This window comes from Methylobacter sp. BlB1, assembly GCF_015476545.1.
Classification (GTDB): domain Bacteria; phylum Pseudomonadota; class Gammaproteobacteria; order Methylococcales; family Methylomonadaceae; genus Methylobacter.
In genome coordinates this window covers 14,278-34,394 of the sequence record NZ_JADMKV010000027.1, presented here as the reverse complement: position 1 = coordinate 34,394, position 20,117 = coordinate 14,278, and the positions used below count along the sequence as shown (strand labels likewise).

The window sequence follows — 20,117 nt, the reverse complement described above, 5'->3', positions numbered from 1 at the left end:
CGCAACAACAATCGTCGCCCGTTTTCCGCTCCTGAAATCGGGAGGGGACGAACCTGTTTCAGGTTTCGCGGAAAGCAGGCGATACTTCGGACTTTATGGCGCCATTACTGCGAGTGTCACTTCTCCTTTGCTTCTGCCGTTGGCGTCATCATGAAAACGGCAATAGGTTTTGATGAATGTGCATGTCGACGTCTTCTTGATGCTATTAATGCCGTAAGTACCGTAAAAATGCTTGGCGTTCAGCTGGCTTTGATAGCTCGAAGTGAGTTTTGCGATCAAGACGTTCGGCAGCTGCTTCTCGAAGAACGTGTCCATATCGTAATCATCCGATAATTCCGGTATCAACGCGTTTTTAATGCAATGTGCCAAATGCACATAACAAATCTGGTTGAAGCAGATATTGAACTCAACGGCGTTAAAATGCCCGGTGTCGTCGATATAACAGGACTCGGGAATCGAGAATTCTCCGTTCATGATCAGGCCTTGCGGATCAGAGCTGTCCGATTGCATAAACCAGGCCTGTTTCAGATAACGACTGTGGTTGAAATAAGGCTTTAACACCTCGGCCATAAAACCATCATCGATATCTGTAACGGTGACATTCTCCAGAGGGTCGACCATCCTTAACATGTTCATTGTTCTATCCCTACATAAAATGGCAGATCGTCGTAGATGCCGATGCGGTACATTCTGCTGTATTCGCCTGGCTTGGCCTTGGAACCTTTATGAACCAACGAACGGTTGTCCCAGATAATCATGTCGCCTTCCTCCCAGAAATGCGTATGCATGAATTTCGGCTGCTCGGCGAATTCGAACAGGGCCTTCATCACCCGCTGATTTTCTTCATAGGACAGTCCAACCAATCCGCTGGTAAAACCGCTGCTGATATAGAGGATTTTTTCGCCGGTCACCGGATGTTCAATGACGGCAGGGTGGGCTTGCGGCGGACATTCGGCTTTGAAGTTGGCGATGAGTTCGTCAATCGAACGGTCGAGATCACATGCCTGTACTTTGTAACGCGGCCAGGCTTCCTGCATCGCCATCCTGCCGTCCACATAGCGCCTCAAATCATCGGGGAGTTCGCGGTAGACGCGCGCCATATCGATATAAGAGGTTTCCCTAGCCGATTTAGGGAAGAATATAGGGCGTACCGAAGTAAAGGGCAGAGGATGTTTCTCGAAAGAACAATCCGTATGCCAATAGCGTCCTGTGCCGGAAACGCCGAATTTTTTGCCGTCTTCGTTGAGGTTGTTGGAAACGAAAATCTCGGGATAATCGGGGTGGTGATAATTCGCTTGGAAATAAACTTGAGGCCGGCCTACCGCTCTGGCGAAGTTGACTTGTTCCTGTTCGGTCATGTCAAGGCGCTGGCCGCGCATGACGACCACTTTATTACGGTAGATCAATTGCCGGAGCATTTCCGCTTCGGGACAGCCCGGGGTAAAGGTCGTAACATCCCATCCCCTGACTTCGGCGCCGATTTTCCCTGGTGCTGCTTCGGTGATGGTTACTCGATTTTCAGATACCACTGCATTCATGATTTATTATTCCTTTTATGATCTATATTGTGAATTTACTTACTAACTAACCTGCCTGTCCTGATCTTGCCAAAACGGCGCCCTCAGCACCCGTTTAAGGACTTTACCGCTTGGATTTCTCGGCAAGGCATCGACAAACGTAACCGATTTAGGCACTTTGAAATCCGCGATCCGGCTTCTGGCAAAATCGATCAACTCCCGTTGCTTGATTTCGCCGCCCTGGCGCGGCACGACAAAGGCTTTTACAACCTCCCCCCATTTCTCATCGGGAATCCCGATGACAGCGACTTCGGCGACCGCCTCATGCTCGCTGAGCACGGCTTCAATTTCGGCGGGGAACAGGTTTTCTCCCGCGTAGATGATCATGTCCTTGATCCTGTCGCAGACATAAACGTAGCCCTCCTCATCCCTATAGCCCACGTCGCCGGTATGTACCCAGCCACCGACCAGCGTTTGCGCGGTGGCGGATTCATTCTTCCAATAGCCCAGCATGTTGCTGGGCGATTTAATGCAGATTTCGCCGCTGCGTCCTGCCGGCAATAGCCGGCCTTGCCCGTCAATGATCTTGATCTCGACGCCGGGCAAAGGCCGGCCTGCGGCTTTCATCCTTGGACTGCCTTCCGGGCAATGATCGTCAGGACGCAGACACACGGCCATATTGCCGGTCTCGGTCAGCCCGTATATCTGGAAGAAGTCGCAGCCGAAGATTTCCATGGCCTTGCGCAGCAGCGGCGGGGCGATCGGCGAGCCGCCATAGAGCAGTCCTTTGAACGACGATAAATCGGTTTGCGCGCAGCTGGGTTCTTCCAGCATCAGTTGGATCATCGACGGCACCAGCACGGCTTTGGTGACTTGATGCCGCTCGATCAGCTGCAGGGCCTGCCAGGCGACGAAGGTGTCAACGATGACGCCGGCAGCGCCGACTGCATAACCCTGTATGGCCCACCAGAGCCCGCCTATGTGAAACTGCGGCAGAGCCAGCAGCAGGGTGTCGGCCGGATTCAGCGACATCCATGTATCGCCGGCCGCCCGCATGCCTTGCATCAGCCTGAAAAAGCTGTAATTCGCGAGCTGTACGCCTTTAGGCCGTCCTGTCGTGCCGCTGGAATACATTTGCACGGCCGCATCGTCGGCGCTGTATTCGCAATCAAATGGCGTGGCCGGTTTCGCGGTTTTCCAGTCCTCGTAAGCCGGCCAATCCGGATACCCTTCATTCAGGGCGATTATCGTCCGTATAGTGGTCAGCTGCGACGTCAGCGACTGCACTAACGGGAAAAACTCCTTCGCCACGAACAGCACTTCGGTTTCGCTGTCGTTCAGGATATAAAGTATCTCGGGCGAAGCCAGCCGCCAGTTCAGGTCGACCAGCACCGCTTTGATCTTGGCGCAGCCGAACAGAATCTCATAGTGAGCAATAGTATCCTTGCCGATTATCGCCACCCTGGAGCCAGGCTTGACGCCGGCTGCGATCAAGCCGTGGCCGACTTGATTACTGCTTAGATCAAGCTGCTGAAACGTCTGTCGATTGCTGCCCGCTATAAAGGCAACGGCATCCGGCCGCGCTTGGGCCTGTTGGATGCACATCTCGGCAAGGGTTTGAAACTCACTGGATTTCATGGATTAAAGACTCCTTCTTATCGGCCCGTACTGATGGGAAATTGACACTGTCTTCCAGATTGCAATTGCTATGCCAACCGATAATCCAACCCCGGCTGGCGAGACGGAAAAATAAGCCGCGTTCCAGGTTTGGCGGGGCTCGGCTCGATCTTATGCATTTCCTTCCGAGCATGAGCTGCGTAACTTCATCCAGAAGATTTTTGGCGTATTCATCGATTTCTATCGATATTCATCGATTTTTAGCCAAAAATTATGTTATATACCGCACTTGATATATGGGATTTGACCGATTAAATAATAATTATTATAAAAAACAATAAGTTATTATTTTACTAATATTCTGTATTGTGTTATTTGACCTGTTTCGCGGCTGACTTGGCCTATAGTAGAATGATGCCCGCTTCGGGTACGCGTAGATTCGCCGTTAAGGAAGCTTTCATATAAGGAATTGAGTTCGTCGCTTGCATCCCTTAACCCTCTGCATATTTCTACGTGTTGGCTGGTTGAATACCGAGTCGTTTCCGTTTTTACCCAAGTATTCTCAAAGCCGGAAATCAACCGGCTCGGGTTTGTCAGCCCCGGAATGTTTTCATCGAATGGCATGGTACTTGCAGGAGATCTATGTTATCTGACAGGTGCGCAACTTATCGGGTTGTTGTCGTCATTACAGTCAGGCAGCCTCTCCTCCGGGAGTTATTTGGGGACTTTGGATTTCTCTAAGTGCGCTTAAAACAACTTATAAATCTTTCAAAACGCAGGAAAAAACAGTGCAAAAAATGGGATTAAAAAATACGACCTCGGCAGAATGTCCGGCACCGGTTCAGGAGGCTTTATCCGCTTAATCGGCGGATAACTACTGTCGGCCAGGCATCCGTTTGCCGGGACTGGCCTATTGCTGTTTTTTGAACTACACACACCGTTTGATAAGGCACTGAAAGAACATGCGCTTTTCCCTTTTTCCGAGAACCCTCCTGATCCTCCTGATAATTGTGTCCGCTATTGCGGGCGGCACAATGTACTGGCTCAAAGCGATCCATCCCTTCGAAACCACCGACAACACCTACCTCAAATCGCACCTGAGCCTGGTCAGCCCCAAGGAGACGGGCTACGTCAAGGAAGTCCTGTTCGAGGACAATCAGAAAGTGATGCCGGGCGATCTGCTCGTTGTGATCGACGACCATGATTTCCAGGCCAAAGTCGCTCAGGCGGAAGCGCAAGTGTTGATAGAAACGGCGCACATCCATACGCTGGAAACCGAGAAACGCACGCAGAGCGCCAAAATCCGTCAGCAGGAAGCCAATATCGCCGCCGCGGAAGCCGATCTGGAGCGCGCCGCGAAAGATACGAAACGCTTCGGCAACCTGGCGGCGGAGGGAGCTGTTTCAGCCCAAACCCGCGATGCCGCCGAATCCGCCCTCAAGCAGGCGGCGGCTCAACGGGAGAAAACTCTCTCGGCACGGCTGGAAGCGGAGAGCGAACTGGCCTCATTGGAAGCGCGCATCGACGAAACCCGGGCCAAACTGAAGGCAGCCCAATCAGCCCTGGAGCTAGCCCGCATCGACCTGGCGAACACGCGCATAGTCGCCCCCATCGCCGGCGTCATCGGCAATCGCAGCGTGCAGGTCGGGCAACTGGTCAAGCCCGGCAGCGTGCTGGCCTACCTGATTCCGACCGACGGCCTGTTCGTGGAGGCCAATTTCAAGGAAACTCAAATCGGGCGCATGCAACCGGGCCAGCCGGTAGACATCCTGATCGACGCTTATCCCGACAGCCGGTTCGAAGGCATGGTGGACAGCTTCGCACCTGCTTCCGGTTCCGAATTCAGCTTGCTGCCGCCGGAAAACGCCACCGGCAATTTCACCAAGATCGTGCGGCGCGTGCCGGTCAAGATCCGCTTCAAACCCGGCACCGATCTGGGCCGCCTGAGGCCCGGCCTGTCCACGGTGGTCAAAGTCAGGGTCGGGTAAGCGATCATGGCAGCGGTAGTAAAGCCCTCCCCGCCCCAGTCGACGAGCGCCGGCGAAAAACTGCCTGAGATCGTCGCGGCCCCGGTCAACGTCGACGAGAAGACGGTCAGTCCCCAGCAATGGATAGGCTTTTTCGCCATGGTCCTGGGGATGTTCCTGGCGGTCCTGGATATCCAGATCGTCGCCAGTTCCCTGGAACAGATCCAGGCTGCGCTGTCGGCGACTCAAGATGAGATCACCTGGGTGCAGACCGCCTATCTGGTGGCGGAAGTGGTCATCATTCCGTTATCCGGCTGGCTCGGGCGGGCGCTGTCCATGCGCTACCTGTTCGCCCTGTCCAGCGGTGGCTTCACCGTGATGAGCCTCTTGTGCGCGTTCGCTTGGAACCTGCCGTCCATGATAGCGTTCCGCGCACTCCAGGGATTTTTCGGAGGCGCGATGATTCCATCGGTGTTCGCCGTCACCTACACCTTGTTTCCGCGCCGTCTTCAGCCCACGATGACAATCGTCGTCGCCATGGTGGTGACGGTCGCGCCCACGGCGGGCCCGGTGCTGGGCGGCTATCTCACCGAAGTGGCGTCCTGGAACACGATGTTCCTGATCAACCTGGTGCCGGGCATCCTGGTATCCGTGGCTACCGGGATGTTTCTGCGCGTGGACGAGCCGGACTGGGCGCTGCTGAAGCGGATCGACTTCCGCGGCATCCTGTATATCGTCGTGTTCCTCGGCAGCACGGAATTCGTGCTGGAGGAAGGCGTGCGCGAGGAATGGTTCGACAGTCGCGAGATCGTGTTCTTCACCTTAGTTGCGGCCGTCTCCGGCATCGCCATGTTCTATCGGGAACTGACCATCGAACACCCGATCGTGGACCTGTGGGCGTTCCGCAACCGCAATTTCGCCATAGGCTGCCTGTTCAGCTTCATTCTCGGCATCGGGCTTTACTCCATCATTTTCCTGATGCCGACCTATCTGACCACTGTCAAAGGGCTGAACAGCCTGCAGGTCGGCCAGTACATCATGGTCACCGGACTGTTTCAGTTCGCCTCCGCCTTCATCGCCGGCCGGGTTGCCAAAAAGCTTGGCCCGCGCCTGACGTTGGCCCTTGGGCTGTTCGGTTTCGGCCTCGGCACCCTGATAAACAGCAACCTGACCCATGAAGCCGGATACTGGGAATTCTTCTGGCCGCAGGCGCTCCGGGGCTTCTGCCTGATGTTCTGCTTCCTGCCCATCAATTACCTGACTTTCGGCACGCTGCCGCCGGAAGAAGTGAAAAACGCCAGCGGACTGTACAATCTCATGCGAAATCTGGGCGGAGCCATCGGCCTAGCACTCGCCAACACCCTCATGATCCGGCTGAACAAGGAACATTACGCCATATTGCGCGAAGCGGTGAAGCCCGGTTCGGCAACAGCTCAGGCCCTGTTGGGCAGTTTGCAGGAACGATTCAGCTATGCGTCACTGCCCGACAGTGATCTCGCCGCGCTGAAGCAGGTTTACGGTCTGGTGAGACGCGAAGCGGAAGTGCTTACCATCAATACCCTGTTCAATATCCTGGCCTTGATCTTCTTCCTGGCCTTATTGCTGATACCGCTGATTAGAACAGCGCCGGCGGCTTCTGGCGGCGCGGGCCGCCGTTGACCCTTCATCAGAAAAATAAGGAGATGCCTTTTATCCCGGCGTCATGGGCGCCCAGCCAGGAAAGTTATCATCCTGAAAAGCCCGCATAAAAACGATTCACTTCACCAATCGCTCAACATGGTTTGATGCGCAAGCCCTGGCGCATACTAAGGATCTGGTTAAAAAATAACTTTCCGATTTATTGATAAAATCAGTTCTTATGTAGGGGCGAATTCATTCACCTATGGCGACTCGTCAAAATTCAGGGAAGTTATTTCTCGCCGTATCCTAAACGAAACGTCTCCCTCCAAAGAGCCGGAATCTAAACCTGACATGCCCGGCAACTCTGTTGATCCAGCAGATATGCCAGGTCTTCAGGCTGGCCGATGATGTAAAAGTGTTGACAATGCGCCACATCAATTGTAAAAAACAACCTACGCCAATTCTATGTAGCTCCATTACTTTACTGTTCCGGCAAAGCGCCGGAGTGAAGGTGGCAATAAAAACAATAAATCAGTCATAAATCGTCTTAACTATACGCTTTAAATTGTATGTTGCGACAATGGGCTTCACTTTTGCCGAGAATGACATTGTCATTGAAAAACTGGAAAATCATATCCGCATAACCGGGTATTTTCTCCATTAATACAATCTAAGACCCCGTCGGGCGGCGCTTACCATCATCACCGCATTGCGAAGGACTGGCGTATTTGTAGAGTATTTACATAGCAGGAGGAGTGATGAGGTCGTATTTCAATTTATTCAGCGCGGGCACACTAGCGGTTACACTGACCGCTTTAAGCGCCTGTACAGAAACCGATTATTCGCGCGAAGCACCCGAAGCGAAGAAAAAACACAACTGGGCGCAAGAGAAAAAACTGCGTGAACAACAACAGGCGTCCTACTTAAACGATACAACAATCAGATCCATATCCACCGACGACGCCACCCGCGAACCCTGGTACAGCAATCGCCTGGGGTATGCCTGGTTTACTGACAGCCCTTTGGGTTTGAACGGAACCCCTTACGTATTATTGCGAGCCCTCATTGAGCTGTATCCGGAAATCTGGCACGGCGAAGGTTCGCTCGGAAACCTCGGCTTCGGGCCGCATCCGGACGACTATGATCCAACCACGGGAAAACTCTTGCCGGCCGAGCAGCGCCATCCTTTACCCTATGGACTGGTTACCGCCCAGGATCCAAACCTGCCTGAGGAGGAGAGAACCGACAATGTATTTTTCTCCTGCGCCGCCTGCCATACCGGACGGGTCTACGTAAAAGGCCGGGTTCGGCATTACGTCGGGGCGCCCAATACCGAAATTGAAGCGCAAGCTTATGCAGGCTTAATCTACAAGACAGGAAAAGCGATCCTGAAAATCGATAACTCCACCACGCCGGTGCAAGTGCAGGTCAACCCCGCAGAGGCTGTCAAAATTGCCGATTTTCTAAAGAACAAGATAGCGGCGGATCCCGCCTGGTTTTACGGCGGACGGACGGACGAAGAGCGTCATGCCAACATAGAGAAGGCCACGGTGCAGGTGGGCCGCGTTCTCAAGAACTTCAACAGGGCGCTTGGGACGTTGGCGCAATCTTCCGCCAAAACCGAACTCATGTATATTACGCTTGCCTCCAAATTATCTTATACAGAGAAAAACGGCCAGCAATCGCCAGGCATTTTCGGTCCGCGTCCCGGACGCATGGATGCTTTTGGCCTCGCGACGGGATTGGTGGCGCTGCATGCCAAGCGGGAAAGTTTCTTTGAACGCTTGCCCGGCAATCATCCGTTCTTTGAAGGATTGGAGAATCTCGAGGGCAGCGCCAAATACCAGGCGGCCGGCCAGAGACTGTTTGAAACCGCACCGCAATGGATGCCTCACGATCCCGCCCCCTCCGACATCAAAGCGCTTTGGAATCTGCATGACAACGCCTATGCGAATTGGGATGGAAACCAGGCAGAGGAAGCTCGGGTTATAGCCTCCGGAGTCTCCTCCGTCGGCGATCCATCCAAAGTCGATATTCGTATTCATGAAGCCATGAATCCTCTCATTAACGATTTGCCCCCTTCGCCCTACCCCTTCAATGTCAATCTCAAGCTGGCGGATCAAGGCAAACCCCTGTTTGAGAAAGAATGCGCGAGCGCTTGCCATTTCGCCGACAATCCCAAGATCTATAACGTCACAACCGATATGAATCGTGCGGCACAGATCTCTCCCACTGCCCGTCTCGGATTGCTGGAGCTCACCCGGGAAGCTTGTGAACGTTATGTGGAACAGGGGGGCAGTGACTGGTGCCGACCTAAACAGGGCAGCCGGGAAGCGGATGATGAGGCGTATTTCGTCACGCCTCGCGGCGACAAGGCCGGTTATAAGGCCAATGTGCTGCATGGCATCTGGGCCCAGGCACCCTACCTGCACAACGGCTCCGTGCCGACCCTCTGGCACCTTATGCGCCCGGCAGAACGGCCGACAACATTCATCCGGGGCAATATAAAATATGATGAAGCCCGTGTCGGCTTTGTCTGGAATAAAACTCCGAAGCCGGATGAATACGGCGAGGGCGACGCCGTACATTATGCCGAACATGACGCCAGCCTGCGTGGCAACTCGAATCAGGGGCATACCTTCGGCAGCCAATGGACCGATGACCAGGTACGGGCGGTCATCGAATATATGAAAACACTCTAGGCGCTGGCAAGGAGAACACTATGGCTCTTTGGAATTGGCATACGCTGATAAACAGCCCCGCCGCGTTTTTTAACACGGTAATTACGCTGGCAAAACGGATATGCACGGGAATAAGCTCTGCTGAAATGGGGAAAACGCCTGCGCAAACCGACGATAAGCCGGAAAATATCCCGACCGCGGGTTTTTTGGGAAAAATTGCCGCAGCGGAACAAAAAACCCCTTTAGTTCCCATGCCTGATCCGAATGATCCCCGCTACGATGCTGACCGCGCCGCTTATGAAGCGGACAAAAAAGCCTATGAAGCTGCACTCCAGGCGCGCGGCGCCGCAGTCGCCGGTATCATTGCCGCTGGCTTGAGAACCCAGCCTTATGACATGCTGCAGGAATTGCTGGACCAGCCAAAGGACGCGATGCCGTTTTTCAAGCCGGCTGTCGGTCCGGCCGTAGTGGTACGCCATGCTCACGTGATCAAATGCCTGGAACGCACGGATTTATTTACTGTGGATCCCTATGTCTTGGAGATGGTCAAGGCCAATGACGATAACGCCAGAAATCCCGAACTTTCGCCTCCCTTCATGCTGGGCACGGACAAAGATGAATGGTATCTCCCGGACGACGTTCTGTTGAGACGGGTCGTCTCCCGCCAGGATGAAAAAATCCTGACCGCGCTGGCAAGGCAGGAGGCGGAATACTGGACGCAGCGGGCGAAAGAAGAAGGCCGAGGCGAAATCGACATTGTACCGACCCTTGCGCGCTTCGTCCCCTTGCGCATCGTCAGCGATTATCTGGGGGTTCATTATTATTCCGCCGGCGAGCCTTCCTGCCTGCCCGGCCTGCGAGGCGGGGACACGTTTCATCTGGATGACGAACTGCGGCAGGTCTTCACCTTTCAGCAGATTCAGGAAGGCATCGTACCGACAGGCGACAATCTGTTCAACTGGGTGAAAGACGCCTTCCGCAATATCTTTAACAACTTCAACCCCGTAGACCCTTTGTTTGCCCAGTTTCGCCAGCAAGGCCTGCAAGCCACCGAATACCTGACCGCCTATATCCACGAACTGCTCAAATTCTACAAGGAGAAACTTCAGCGAGGCGAGCCGGTTCCCGACACCATGCTGACCCGTCTCCTGCAATTACAGTTGAATTTAGCCAGCGGTCAGGATACGGCGCTGGAGCAGGAAGTGCAGGACGCGCTTGGGTCTCTCCTGCCCTCCGGCGAATTAGGCAGACGGTTGTCCGACTCGCAGATCCGCGCCAATGTCTTCGGCACGGTTGTCGGCGGCGTCGTCAATCCGGAGGAAGCCAGCGCAAGGGTCATCGACGCGATCCTGTCCCTGAAGGATGGCAAGTATCCGGTGTTAAACGGCTCCACCTATCAGCGGGCGCTGGAAATGGCTCAAGTACCGGCGGGCAGCCCGCGGGAAACTGAAAGCCTCGGCATCCTGCGCAAGTATGCCCTGGAAGGGTTGCGCCTTGAACCGCAAGGGGAAGTGTTGATCAGGCGCTGCATCAAGGACAATACGGAACTTGACGGCATACCCATCCGCAAGGGAACTCTAGTTTTCGTCTCTCACGCGGCGGCGATGCGGGACCCGGAAGCCGTGCCCGATCCCCTGGCTTTTGATATTACCCGGGACGAGCGTCTTGCCGCTTACCATAAAGATCGGACGCGGGGCGACGAGGCGCCGCAAAGCACTCTTTATCTCCAGCACGGCTTTGGGCGGCATAAATGCCTCGGCCGCTACGCTTCGGAAATTACCCTCCAGGAAACGCTGCGGGCCATGCTGCGCTTAGGCAATCTGGAACGGCTTGGCCATCTGCAGATGGATGATCGAAACCTTTATGCTGTCAGTTTACGCGTGGGTTTTAGTTAACGATGAAGCGCTTACATTTATTGTTATTCAATCCTTTGACAATTAAACGCTCACAGGGAATTTCGACATGAATATACTTGTTACCGGAGCGACTGGCTTCCTTGGGTATCACGTTGTTAAGCTGCTTAACATCCGCAAGGAACGACCCCGCGTATTACTGCCTGCCGACATTGATCCCAATTTGCCGGCCCTGAAAGCCCTGAAAAAGCTCGACATTGAAGTGATTGAAGGCAACACGCATGACATGGCTTCACTGCAGGCCGCCTGTGCAGGCATCGATACGGCCTTGCATCTGGAATTTGCGATTGCGTTGGGCAGCGGCGAGCAGGCAGAACGGACTTTGTACGAAAAAAATGTAGTCGGCATGCGCAATTTGCTGGATGCCGCCGCACGTGCCGGTGTAGCGAATGTCGTAGTGAGCAGCAGTGTGCTTACCGTAGGCCTGAACCACAATCCGCTTCCGCTCGATGAGGGAGCCGATTGGGATCGTTACGCCATCTCCCTGCCCTATGCCCTGTCCCGACGTCAGGCCGAGCAGGAGGCGCTGGCTCGCTTCCCCGAGGGCATGCCCAAGGTTGTCGTGGTTAATCCTGCCTTTACATTAGGTCCCGAAGACTGGGTCGGAGCACCGGCAAACAAACTGATAATGAAAATGGCTAAACCCGGATTCCGCATTACCGCGCCGATCGGTTTCGGCATTCTCGACGTTCGCGATTACGCCGATGGCGTGCTGCGCGCCGCTGAGCGCGGTACCTCCGGCCAGCGCTACATTCTCAGCGGAGAGAATATGATGCCTGATCCGCTCGTAAGAAAAGTCGCAGAAACGGCCGGGATAAAACCGCCTGCCTGGCTGTTCTCCCTGCGCGCCTGGATGATTCGTCCCATTATCTCAGCATTGGCGCTATGGAGCAGACTCAGGGGCAAACCGGTCAAAGTAGCTCCCAGCCTGCTTGACCTATGGGGACGCTATGCCTGGTATGACGCCAGCCGCGCGCACGATGAACTCGGCTGGAAACCCCGCCCGTTGCAGGAATCGCTGCGCGATACCATTCAATGGATGAATGAGAACAGACCTGCATGAATATGCCCGCCTCGCCAGGTGTGCCCGGACTGTCCCTTTCCATTCTGTCGCGTTAGCCGAAAGGCGCCTGACTCAAGCAAGGCATTTCTCCGTCAAACGGATCGCAATGATCGGCTTCAAAGGATCATTAAAGCAACAAGAAATGGATTTGTCTTCGCATCGGATTACGTTAGAATTTTTCTATTCTTGCTGATAGTATTTTTATACGATCAACCCTCGCCCACTGCATTAACAGGCGAACTTAACTATTCCATAACGACAATCAATAATAAGGAATGAAATGAATAAGAAAATTTTAGTAATCACAGCGTCTTTATGCATCGGCTTATCGGCATGCAGTGGAGAGAAAGGCGATGAATATAAAGTTAAGTCCGCTTTTATCAATAGTTGCGTAAAACAGGAGAGTTCCTCACGTTCTGAAGAACAGGCCCAATCCTACTGTGATTGCGTAGCCGATTCGGTTTTCAGCAACAGGGACATTTCCGATGAAACCAAAAAGCTTATGTCGACTATGAGCGATAAGGACAGCAAGCTATATAAACAAAATGATGCGGCAATGGTCAGGGGCGCGCTTATGTCTTGCTACACCGCTAACTTTTACAAGAAAAAATAAGACTTAATATCTGATTTGCATATCCGGCCAGTACGCGCTGGGCCGCTATCTGCTGGTCCAATAACTGAGACACAGGCAGTGAAGCGAACACCGAGCTGGCCGGCTTTCCCGGGACAGGCATGATGCATGCTGCAAACGGTCCTCGAAACAACAAATCATACAGCCCCCCGACCCTGCGCTTCCGGGCTGCCGAGTGCGGCCACGGCGGCGCCTGTCAAACCTTTGAGAATGTTCCATTCGGCCTCGACAAGATGCACCACCTGCTCCCATTGCTCATCTTCTGCAGTATGATCGGCCAATACCCGCGCACGTAATGTCTCGTAACAGGCCAGTGCCGTAGCCGTCGAGCGCGGCATGGAAAACTCCTCAGCCGTATCAAGGGCGCGCTGCTTGAGCGCTTGTCTTTCAGTCTGGACCAGACCGGCGACCCATTGCAACGCAGAAACGAAAGCCGAGGCGCTCTCCTCACGCAGCAGCAGCCCGTTGCGCCGGTCCTTGACTATTTCCCGCACGCCGGGCGCATCCAGACCCACCACCGGCACGCCCGCGGCCATAGCCTCGGCCAGTACCATGCCCTGGGTTTCGCTCTTGGAAGAGAAAGCGAACACATCCATGGCGTGGTAGGCATCTGCCAATTGCCGGGATTCCAGGATGCCTGCCACATACAGGCGCGCGCTCAAGCCCTCGCGCTCGAAAATCGCCCGCACATCCGCTTCCGATGGGCCGGTGCCAACCAGCAGGAAACGGGCGCGAGGCTCCAGCTTAAGAAAGGCCGCTGCCGCCTCGGCCAGAAACACCAGATTCTTCTCCGGCGCCAGCCGACCCACATGTCCGACCACAAAGGCATTTTCGGGGATGCCCAGATTCTTGCGGAAGCCAGTCCCATCCCCCTGCGCGAAGTGCTCCACGTCTACACCGGTGGGCACTACAGCGATGGGCGTCTCGACGCCGCGCTCGCGCAGCAGTTCGGCGATGCTTTCGCTCGGACTGAACACCTGATCGCACAGGTTTGCGTAGCGGGTGGCCAGCTCGATGATAAAACGCCGCAAAGCCGGCGAGTTGCCGGGTACGTAATGGGTATACTGTTCGTACAATGTGTGGTGGGTGAAGACCAGCGGCAGTTTCCGGTAGCGCGCCACGCGCAGCGCCGTCATGCCCAGCAGGAATGAATGGTGGGCATGCACAAGGTCTGGCTGGAAGGCGTCCAGGGCCTCGGTAAGCAAACCCGGAACCGGCAGCGCGACGGAAAAATCGCTGCCGTTGAAGTTCTGGATGGCCGGCACGCGAACGACATCCGTCTCGTTCTGCGGCATGCCGTCGAACGCTGGCGCCACCACCAGCACGCGATGGCCGCAACGCCGGTACTCGGCGGTGAAAGCCTCTACCGAGCGAGCCACCCCGCCCACATGCGGCGTGTAGGTATTGGTCAGCATGACGATATTCATGCGCTCGCCTTTTCCAGTTCGACGGACACTGCGCCCGGTTCGGCAGTATAGGGAAGGAATCCGGGCATGCGCACCTGAATGGTTGGCGCCGCGCCATGCCAGGCGGCTTGCCAGGCGACGCTTACCCGCCCGGTATCTGCACTGCGCTCGACGCTGATTGAAACCGGGCCGAATGCTGTCGGCGCAGAGCCGAACGTCACCGGCGCGGTTCCGGCAAGCCATCGTTCCGGCACGCCCTGGCACAGGATCAGCGTTTCGCCCTCCTCGCGCACGAAGCAATGGCGCAGCATCAGCACCCAATCCGCCGCCGCCCAGACATGCTGGCCATCGCCCATGCAGCCGCCGCCCGTGCGCGGATGGATGGCCTCCGGCCACTGGCCGGTGGGCGAAGCTAACTTTGCGACTGCGTCCATCAGCGCCAGGTATCGCGGATCGCCGTTGCGCAGCAGTATCTGGGCCAGATGCAGAGTCAGGTAGGCATTGATGCCCGAATGGATCATGTCCTGAAAGAAGCCGCCCCTGACCAAGCAATTAGCCAGCAGGAATTCGACCGTATCGAGCAGGCGCACATCGTCCGGCGCGCAAAGTTGCGTCGGGTAGCCCACGGCAATCGAACCGATAGCCCCCGCATCCAGCCGGCGGTAGGGCGAGGCCGGTATGGCCGCCTGCCCCAACCGTCCGGCCACCTCGGCAAGGCTGCGGTCGACCGCCTCTTGGAATCGCTCCGCTTCGCTCAGAAACGTCGCGCGCCAGGACGCTTCACCCGTCAAGCCGCACAGTACCGCCGCTGAGCGCAAGCCGGCGATGCTCCAGAAATCGTCCCAATAGTAGTAGTCGTTGGGGCCCAGATGCTCGGCGGAAAAGCCTGCCGGCATCAGGCCCGCGTGCGGAGCATCCAGATTCTCGGACAAGCGCTTATGCACGATCCAGCGGGCGCCTTCCACGATGGACTTGCTCCATTCCGGCTTGGGCGCGCGGCCCGTGAATTCACAGAAACGGCGCATGATCCACAGCGCTTCGCCGTTGGAATCCCATTCCCCTTCCTGGGAACGGAAATAGCCCAGCACGGTTTGGCGGAGCGGAAAACGGTCCAGCGCGCGCTCGGCATGCTCGGTCAGGCCGGCACACAACAGCCCGTGAATAATGAAAGCGGCATCGCGGAACCAGAAGCGCTTGTAGGTATACGGGCCGGGATAAACGTCATCGATCGAGTGCAGGATCAGCGTGCGCAACGCCGCATCGTAAAGGAACTGAAAATGCGCATCGGGAATATGCAGCCGGCAATGACCGTGCAAGCTTTTTTCCCAAGTGTCGCCAGCTGAGCTTGCGATTTTCTGGGCGCTCTTCAGCGGCACACGGGCTCGGACAGTGCGCGGCCGGCCGGCTTCCAGCCTGAACAAAGCCGCCGCCGTGGCCATGCCCACCTTGCACGCGCCGCTTTGCTGATCCTCGATGTCTTGCAGATGGATATGCACATCGCCGGCCCGGTAGTCGGAGACATGATGCCGTTCAGCCGGGGCGTCGAATTCGACAGCGTGCTGGCCCTCGATGCTCCATACGGTGCGCTCGGGCGACAGATTGACTTTATGGATAAAGCTGATTCCCTCGGGATTGTACGGACGCAGGGCCAGCACCAGCCAGCCGCCGCTGTCTGACTGCGCGGTCAGCGATAATTCGCAGACCGGCTGAGCGGAACCCTGTGTGACCGCAGCATTGCTGATCAGCTCCAGCCCCGTTGCGCGGCTGGTCGTGACCACGGAGACGCCGTCGCTCAAGTCGAGGCGCTGCACGGTCACGCCTGCATCCTCGGCGCTAAGCCTTTCCTGACCGACATGGCCATCCGTGCGTGAAGGCAACAGCCAGCGCCCGTCGTCGGTCTCGATCCAGCCTTCCAGCGACCAGCCATCAAGCAGGGGCGTAAGCAGACCGCGCGGGTCGACGATAGGCAGGTCCGGGCAATCGGGCCGGCCGACAGCGGTCCAGTTCCGGTGCGTGAGATTGATATGGGTAATGGAAAACGCCCGCGGCACGAAGGCGTCGTCATGGGGATCGAACTGGCGTTCGATCCAGTAGGGCCACACCCAGTCCAGATTGTGCTGGATCACCCGGCTGTTGATAAGGCCGCGGGCATGGAACACCACCCCTGCCCGCAGCAGTTCGATGGGCTCGCCCACCTCTGAAGGCTGGGCAAAGCCGTGCAGGCGCGCCCACACGCTCATCGGGTCGAGAAAACCGCGGGAGCGAGCCGCGCGGCTGATCAAATAGCGCCAGGGCAACCATTTCAACCACATCAGTTACCTCCTTACCTTCATTGTTTGCATATACTTGGCCGAGGCTTGGCGGGCCAAACGATATTGATATAACCTGAATTTGGGATAAGGAAAGCGGACGGTTTTTGCAAAAACAGAAAAACGGATTCCGAAATCCATCTATTCCTCAAAAACCTCTCTTTATGAAGTTAACACACACTTTTGCGATGTAGATCATTTTTGCCAGATTTTATTCCGGCCTGGCAAGAAAAATAGCTATAGATTCGGTAATATGAAGTTTTAACTCCGTTTGGACTGCTAACGCCATAGCTCGCGGAGAATATGTTAAAACTTCAAGGGACAGGAGCAATCAGGAACGATGACAGCGTAGATTTACGCCCCGAAAGTACGCCGGATCAAGGTCAACGAGAATCAAGCCTCTATAGGTATGACGCGTCGATAGAATCAAGCAGAAGCCGACAACTAAGCCTCGGGGTTAACCAAACGATTAAGGCAACCCGGGCAATCTCGGCGTTTGCTTTCCCAAAATTCCCGAGGGCAGTCTCTTACCCGATGCCGATAACATAACACACAGCGATTTAACCGACGCTGATAACGGCAATACGCCCACCTCACCAGATAATCAAGACGATCAAATCGGGCTTTGTTTTCGATGGATTGCGCATATTGCTCGACATGTAATACAGCATAAAGACGCCGTGCTTGATCGATGAGAGTGTCATTGTCCATTTCTGATTACCTTCGAGTTTTTACTGACCATCCCTCTTGAGGAATGCGTATGATTGGCGGATTAAACAGGCTTACATGATCTTTATAACTCAAATATATTAAAAAAAATTGATTGTAAAATGACAGTTTTATGAACTAGCCAATTCTATTCTTAATCTTAATAGGATATTTCTAACAGAACGAACTCTTTACATTGAAAGAGTAAGTTTGCACATTGAAACAACTCAGACATTTTTAGTTTTATATTTAGGAGACAACAATGGCTGAAAAGACCTCTCACAAAGCCACTGAAAAAGCGACAGTTGATAATGCATCGGCAACTGGCGCTGGTAAAGAAGCCAGTATGGCATTGGCTGGCGTTAAAAAAGGCGCGGCAGCCGCTAAACAAGCAGTAAGTACAATTGCTTCATCACCTTCCAGGATATTGGATAGCACCGTTTATGGCGTCAGCTATTGACTCTCCTATGGAGCGGTATTTAGCGCTTTGATGGTTGTAAAAATGCTGCCTGCCGATGGCTTAGCGATCAAAGGTTTTCATGAAGGGGCGAAAGCGGCCCGCAAGGATTTCAAAACGCACGAGTATAAACATGCTGCTGAAAAAACAGTGTCGGAAAGCTAAACCCGAGTAAATCTTAAACACCTTATTCCCTGCCTGTTGGATACAGGCTGGGGATAAGATGATACTGTTATATTGACGAGGTAGATTTTAGCTTGGGCTTAAAATTAAATAACCTTAAACCCATTTTGGCGACAAATTGCCCGGCCCGCGTTTCGATTGCTTCCGTGCGATATTCTTTAACTGATGTTACGCAGTTGTAGGATCGAATGTACTTGTGCCCTTGGGTATTTGGCCCGGGATAAGCGCCCGTATGCCGACTTATGCAGTGCGAATAAACTCACAACTACACCGCATCGCTGTTCTATTTTGCTGCAAGCCGTCTTCTCATGCCCCTGGTTAGCTCATTCTCGATGAATAACGGCTTTTTCCGCCGCTTCCCGCTCCTGCAGCAGGGCTTCTTCCTCACCGTGGGCGAGGGCTATCATGTCAATGCCGGCCATGGGTGTGTGCGCGCTCTCGAGCATCTGCCAGTCCTCGACGGTATTGGCTTCGGGCTGGTTGCCCACTATTTGCCGGGCTAGCTGATTCCCGGCCTCAATCAGCGGATGAATGATAAAATCCGCGCCGAGCTGCTTCAATTGCTGTTCCTCTTCGGGGAGATACCCAATCGTGCCGATCTGCCCGGTATAGCCGTTTTTTCGGAGCTGGCGCACAGCCGAGCATCGGGCATCGAATTCAGGCAGGGTCAGAATGACGCCTTTCACTCTGTCCAACGGCAGTCCCGACCATAGCTCGGGGTCTTCGGAATCCCCGTAAATCACGCGTTTGCCCTTGGCCAGCAGGCTTTCCAAAACGGTCGGGTCGGCATCCAGGCCGACGACCCGCTTGTCCCGCTGAGACAAAGACAGATAGGCGGAAAGTCCGGTACGCCCCATGCCCACGACCAGCCATTCCGCCAGTCCGATGGACTCGGGCAGTCGGTCCGGGTGCCCGGATTTTTTCTCGAAGCGAATCAGTACAGGCTCAAGCCAGGAAAACAAACGATGAGAATACCGGTTCAACGGCGCGGCAATGGCAAGCGATCCGGCGACTGCCAGGGCAATGGTGGCGTTCCACTCCGGCGCCAGCAGTCCCGCATGCACAACCGAGCCGGTCGTAATCAGGGCGAATTCGCTGTAGGTCATCAAGGCCAGCGACGAGATAAAGGCGGTGCGCGCACGTAATTTGGCCAGCAAAAACAGCGCAAAGAACAACAGTCCCTGCAGCGGCAAGAGTCCCAGCAAGCCGAGCGCCTGAATGATTTGATCGCGATTGGGCAAGTCGGCCAGGCCGATTTGCAGAAAAAAGGCCACCAGAAAAACTTCCTTGAGACTCCAGAGCTTATCGGAAAGATCATCGATTTGCGGGTGAGTCGCCAGCATCACGCCCGTCAGCAAGGCACCGATATCCGGTGAAATGCCGACGCTTTCAGAGGTGACCCCGCCGGCGAGCGCCAGAGAGACGCCCATCAGCAGCCTCAGCTCATCGGTACGGCTGGCTGTGAGCAAACGATGCGCCAGCGGGCGCAGCAAAGGCAACAGCAATAAAGCCAAGGCCCAATACGAGGGCTGTCTGCCGTCGGCCAAGGCCAACAGCGCGATCGCGACGATATCCTGCAGAATCAGGATACTGAGCACATCCCGGCCATGCAAGGACGACAGCTCGCCATTGTCGTCCAGGACCTTGATCGCGAGCACGGTACTGGAGAAAGCCAGGCTCGCCCCCAAAACCAGTCCGCCAATTGTATGCTCGCCCAGCACCAGAAAAACCAGCCCGGAAAAGCCGGTGACCACTGCCAAATGCAGGCCGCCGACGCTGACCACTTCCCGCCGCAGCAGGGAGCTCAATTTAAGCTTCAAGCCTACCGTGAACAATAATAACTCGATGCCGATTTCAGCCAGATGAGTCAAGGTTTGTGCAGACTCCACGCCCAGGGCGTGCAGCATATAGCCGGCGGCCAAATAGCCGACCAGCGGCGGAAAAGATAAACGGCTTGCGATCAGGCCGACCAGATAAGCCGTGCCGACCCAAACTAATTCTGTCATGGATGAGTTCCTGTTTTATTCAAGCAATCTATATAGTAT

General features: G+C 55.0%; 13 protein-coding genes. 7 read left to right on the top strand and 6 right to left on the bottom strand.

Annotation, left to right across the window (positions count from 1 at the left end; all coding sequences use genetic code 11):
* Positions 1 to 93: 93 nt before the first annotated feature.
* Genes IT781_RS12020 through IT781_RS12010 form a run of 3 tightly spaced genes read right to left on the bottom strand, consistent with a single transcriptional unit; the run spans position 94 to position 3,155 of the window.
* Positions 94 to 636 (bottom strand): FcoT family thioesterase, encoded by a 543-nt coding sequence (locus IT781_RS12020; RefSeq protein WP_228779107.1) that lies wholly within the window; start codon positions 634 to 636, stop codon positions 94 to 96.
* On the bottom strand, positions 633 to 1,538 hold the full coding sequence (locus tag IT781_RS12015) for a TauD/TfdA family dioxygenase (protein WP_194970398.1): 906 nt from the start codon (positions 1,536 to 1,538) through the stop codon (positions 633 to 635). The genes IT781_RS12020 and IT781_RS12015 overlap by 4 nt, the downstream gene beginning before the upstream one ends.
* 42 nt (positions 1,539 to 1,580) lie before the next feature.
* A complete protein-coding gene (locus IT781_RS12010) occupies positions 1,581 to 3,155 on the bottom strand; it encodes a fatty acid--CoA ligase (RefSeq protein ID WP_194970397.1) in 1,575 nt (524 codons plus the stop codon).
* Between the two features lie 1,013 nt (positions 3,156 to 4,168).
* Here IT781_RS12010 and IT781_RS12005 point away from each other — a divergent pair.
* The 6 genes from IT781_RS12005 (at position 4,169) to IT781_RS11980 (ending at position 12,991) form a co-directional block, all read left to right on the top strand.
* Positions 4,169 to 5,122, top strand: coding sequence for an HlyD family secretion protein (locus IT781_RS12005; protein ID WP_228779106.1), 954 nt, complete (start codon positions 4,169 to 4,171; stop codon positions 5,120 to 5,122).
* 6 nt (positions 5,123 to 5,128) lie between these two features.
* Entirely contained in the window at positions 5,129 to 6,760 is a 1,632-nt protein-coding gene (locus IT781_RS12000; RefSeq protein ID WP_194970395.1) for a DHA2 family efflux MFS transporter permease subunit, read from the top strand.
* Between the two features lie 719 nt (positions 6,761 to 7,479).
* Complete coding sequence (locus IT781_RS11995; RefSeq protein ID WP_194970394.1) at positions 7,480 to 9,423, top strand: hypothetical protein; 1,944 nt, start codon at positions 7,480 to 7,482, stop codon at positions 9,421 to 9,423.
* 20 nt (positions 9,424 to 9,443) lie between these two features.
* Positions 9,444 to 11,297, top strand: a complete 1,854-nt coding sequence (locus tag IT781_RS22350; RefSeq protein ID WP_228779105.1) for a cytochrome P450 — start codon at positions 9,444 to 9,446, stop codon at positions 11,295 to 11,297.
* Between the two features lie 67 nt (positions 11,298 to 11,364).
* Positions 11,365 to 12,378 carry an NAD-dependent epimerase/dehydratase family protein gene (locus IT781_RS11985; RefSeq protein ID WP_194970393.1) on the top strand — a complete coding sequence of 338 codons (1,014 nt, stop codon included), beginning with the start codon at positions 11,365 to 11,367 and terminating at the stop codon, positions 12,376 to 12,378.
* A 280-nt stretch (positions 12,379 to 12,658) separates the two neighbouring features.
* Complete coding sequence (locus IT781_RS11980; protein WP_194970392.1) at positions 12,659 to 12,991, top strand: hypothetical protein; 333 nt, start codon at positions 12,659 to 12,661, stop codon at positions 12,989 to 12,991.
* Positions 12,992 to 13,146: 155 nt separating this feature from the next.
* Here the strand turns inward: IT781_RS11980 and IT781_RS11975 are convergent, their stop codons facing one another.
* On the bottom strand, positions 13,147 to 14,424 hold the full coding sequence (locus IT781_RS11975; RefSeq protein ID WP_228779111.1) for a glycosyltransferase: 1,278 nt from the start codon (positions 14,422 to 14,424) through the stop codon (positions 13,147 to 13,149).
* Between the two features lie 8 nt (positions 14,425 to 14,432).
* Positions 14,433 to 16,292, bottom strand: a complete 1,860-nt coding sequence (locus IT781_RS11970) for a hypothetical protein (protein WP_228779104.1) — start codon at positions 16,290 to 16,292, stop codon at positions 14,433 to 14,435.
* 1,402 nt (positions 16,293 to 17,694) lie between these two features.
* Here IT781_RS11970 and IT781_RS11965 point away from each other — a divergent pair.
* On the top strand, positions 17,695 to 17,892 hold the full coding sequence (locus IT781_RS11965; RefSeq protein ID WP_194970390.1) for a hypothetical protein: 198 nt from the start codon (positions 17,695 to 17,697) through the stop codon (positions 17,890 to 17,892).
* A gap of 503 nt (positions 17,893 to 18,395) precedes the next feature.
* On the opposite strand, the gene IT781_RS11960 is transcribed toward IT781_RS11965, so the two are convergent.
* Complete coding sequence (locus IT781_RS11960; RefSeq protein ID WP_194970389.1) at positions 18,396 to 20,078, bottom strand: cation:proton antiporter family protein; 1,683 nt, start codon at positions 20,076 to 20,078, stop codon at positions 18,396 to 18,398.
* Positions 20,079 to 20,117 lie beyond the last annotated feature (39 nt).

Bases quoted from the DNA above. Each gene is read 5' to 3' on its own strand.
- IT781_RS11960 (WP_194970389.1), bottom strand. From the start codon at position 20,078: ATGACAGAATTAGTTTGGGTCGGCACGGCTTATCTGGTCGGCCTGATC.
- IT781_RS22350 (WP_228779105.1), top strand. From the start codon at position 9,444: ATGGCTCTTTGGAATTGGCATACGCTGATAAACAGCCCCGCCGCGTTT.
- IT781_RS12005 (WP_228779106.1), top strand. From the start codon at position 4,169: ATGTACTGGCTCAAAGCGATCCATCCCTTCGAAACCACCGACAACACC.
- IT781_RS11985 (WP_194970393.1), top strand. From the start codon at position 11,365: ATGAATATACTTGTTACCGGAGCGACTGGCTTCCTTGGGTATCACGTT.
- IT781_RS12015 (WP_194970398.1), bottom strand. From the start codon at position 1,538: ATGAATGCAGTGGTATCTGAAAATCGAGTAACCATCACCGAAGCAGCA.
- IT781_RS11975 (WP_228779111.1), bottom strand. From the start codon at position 14,424: ATGCTGACCAATACCTACACGCCGCATGTGGGCGGGGTGGCTCGCTCG.
- IT781_RS11965 (WP_194970390.1), top strand. From the start codon at position 17,695: ATGGCTGAAAAGACCTCTCACAAAGCCACTGAAAAAGCGACAGTTGAT.
- IT781_RS11980 (WP_194970392.1), top strand. From the start codon at position 12,659: ATGAATAAGAAAATTTTAGTAATCACAGCGTCTTTATGCATCGGCTTA.
- IT781_RS12000 (WP_194970395.1), top strand. From the start codon at position 5,129: ATGGCAGCGGTAGTAAAGCCCTCCCCGCCCCAGTCGACGAGCGCCGGC.
- IT781_RS12020 (WP_228779107.1), bottom strand. From the start codon at position 636: ATGAACATGTTAAGGATGGTCGACCCTCTGGAGAATGTCACCGTTACA.
- IT781_RS11995 (WP_194970394.1), top strand. From the start codon at position 7,480: ATGAGGTCGTATTTCAATTTATTCAGCGCGGGCACACTAGCGGTTACA.
- IT781_RS12010 (WP_194970397.1), bottom strand. From the start codon at position 3,155: ATGAAATCCAGTGAGTTTCAAACCCTTGCCGAGATGTGCATCCAACAG.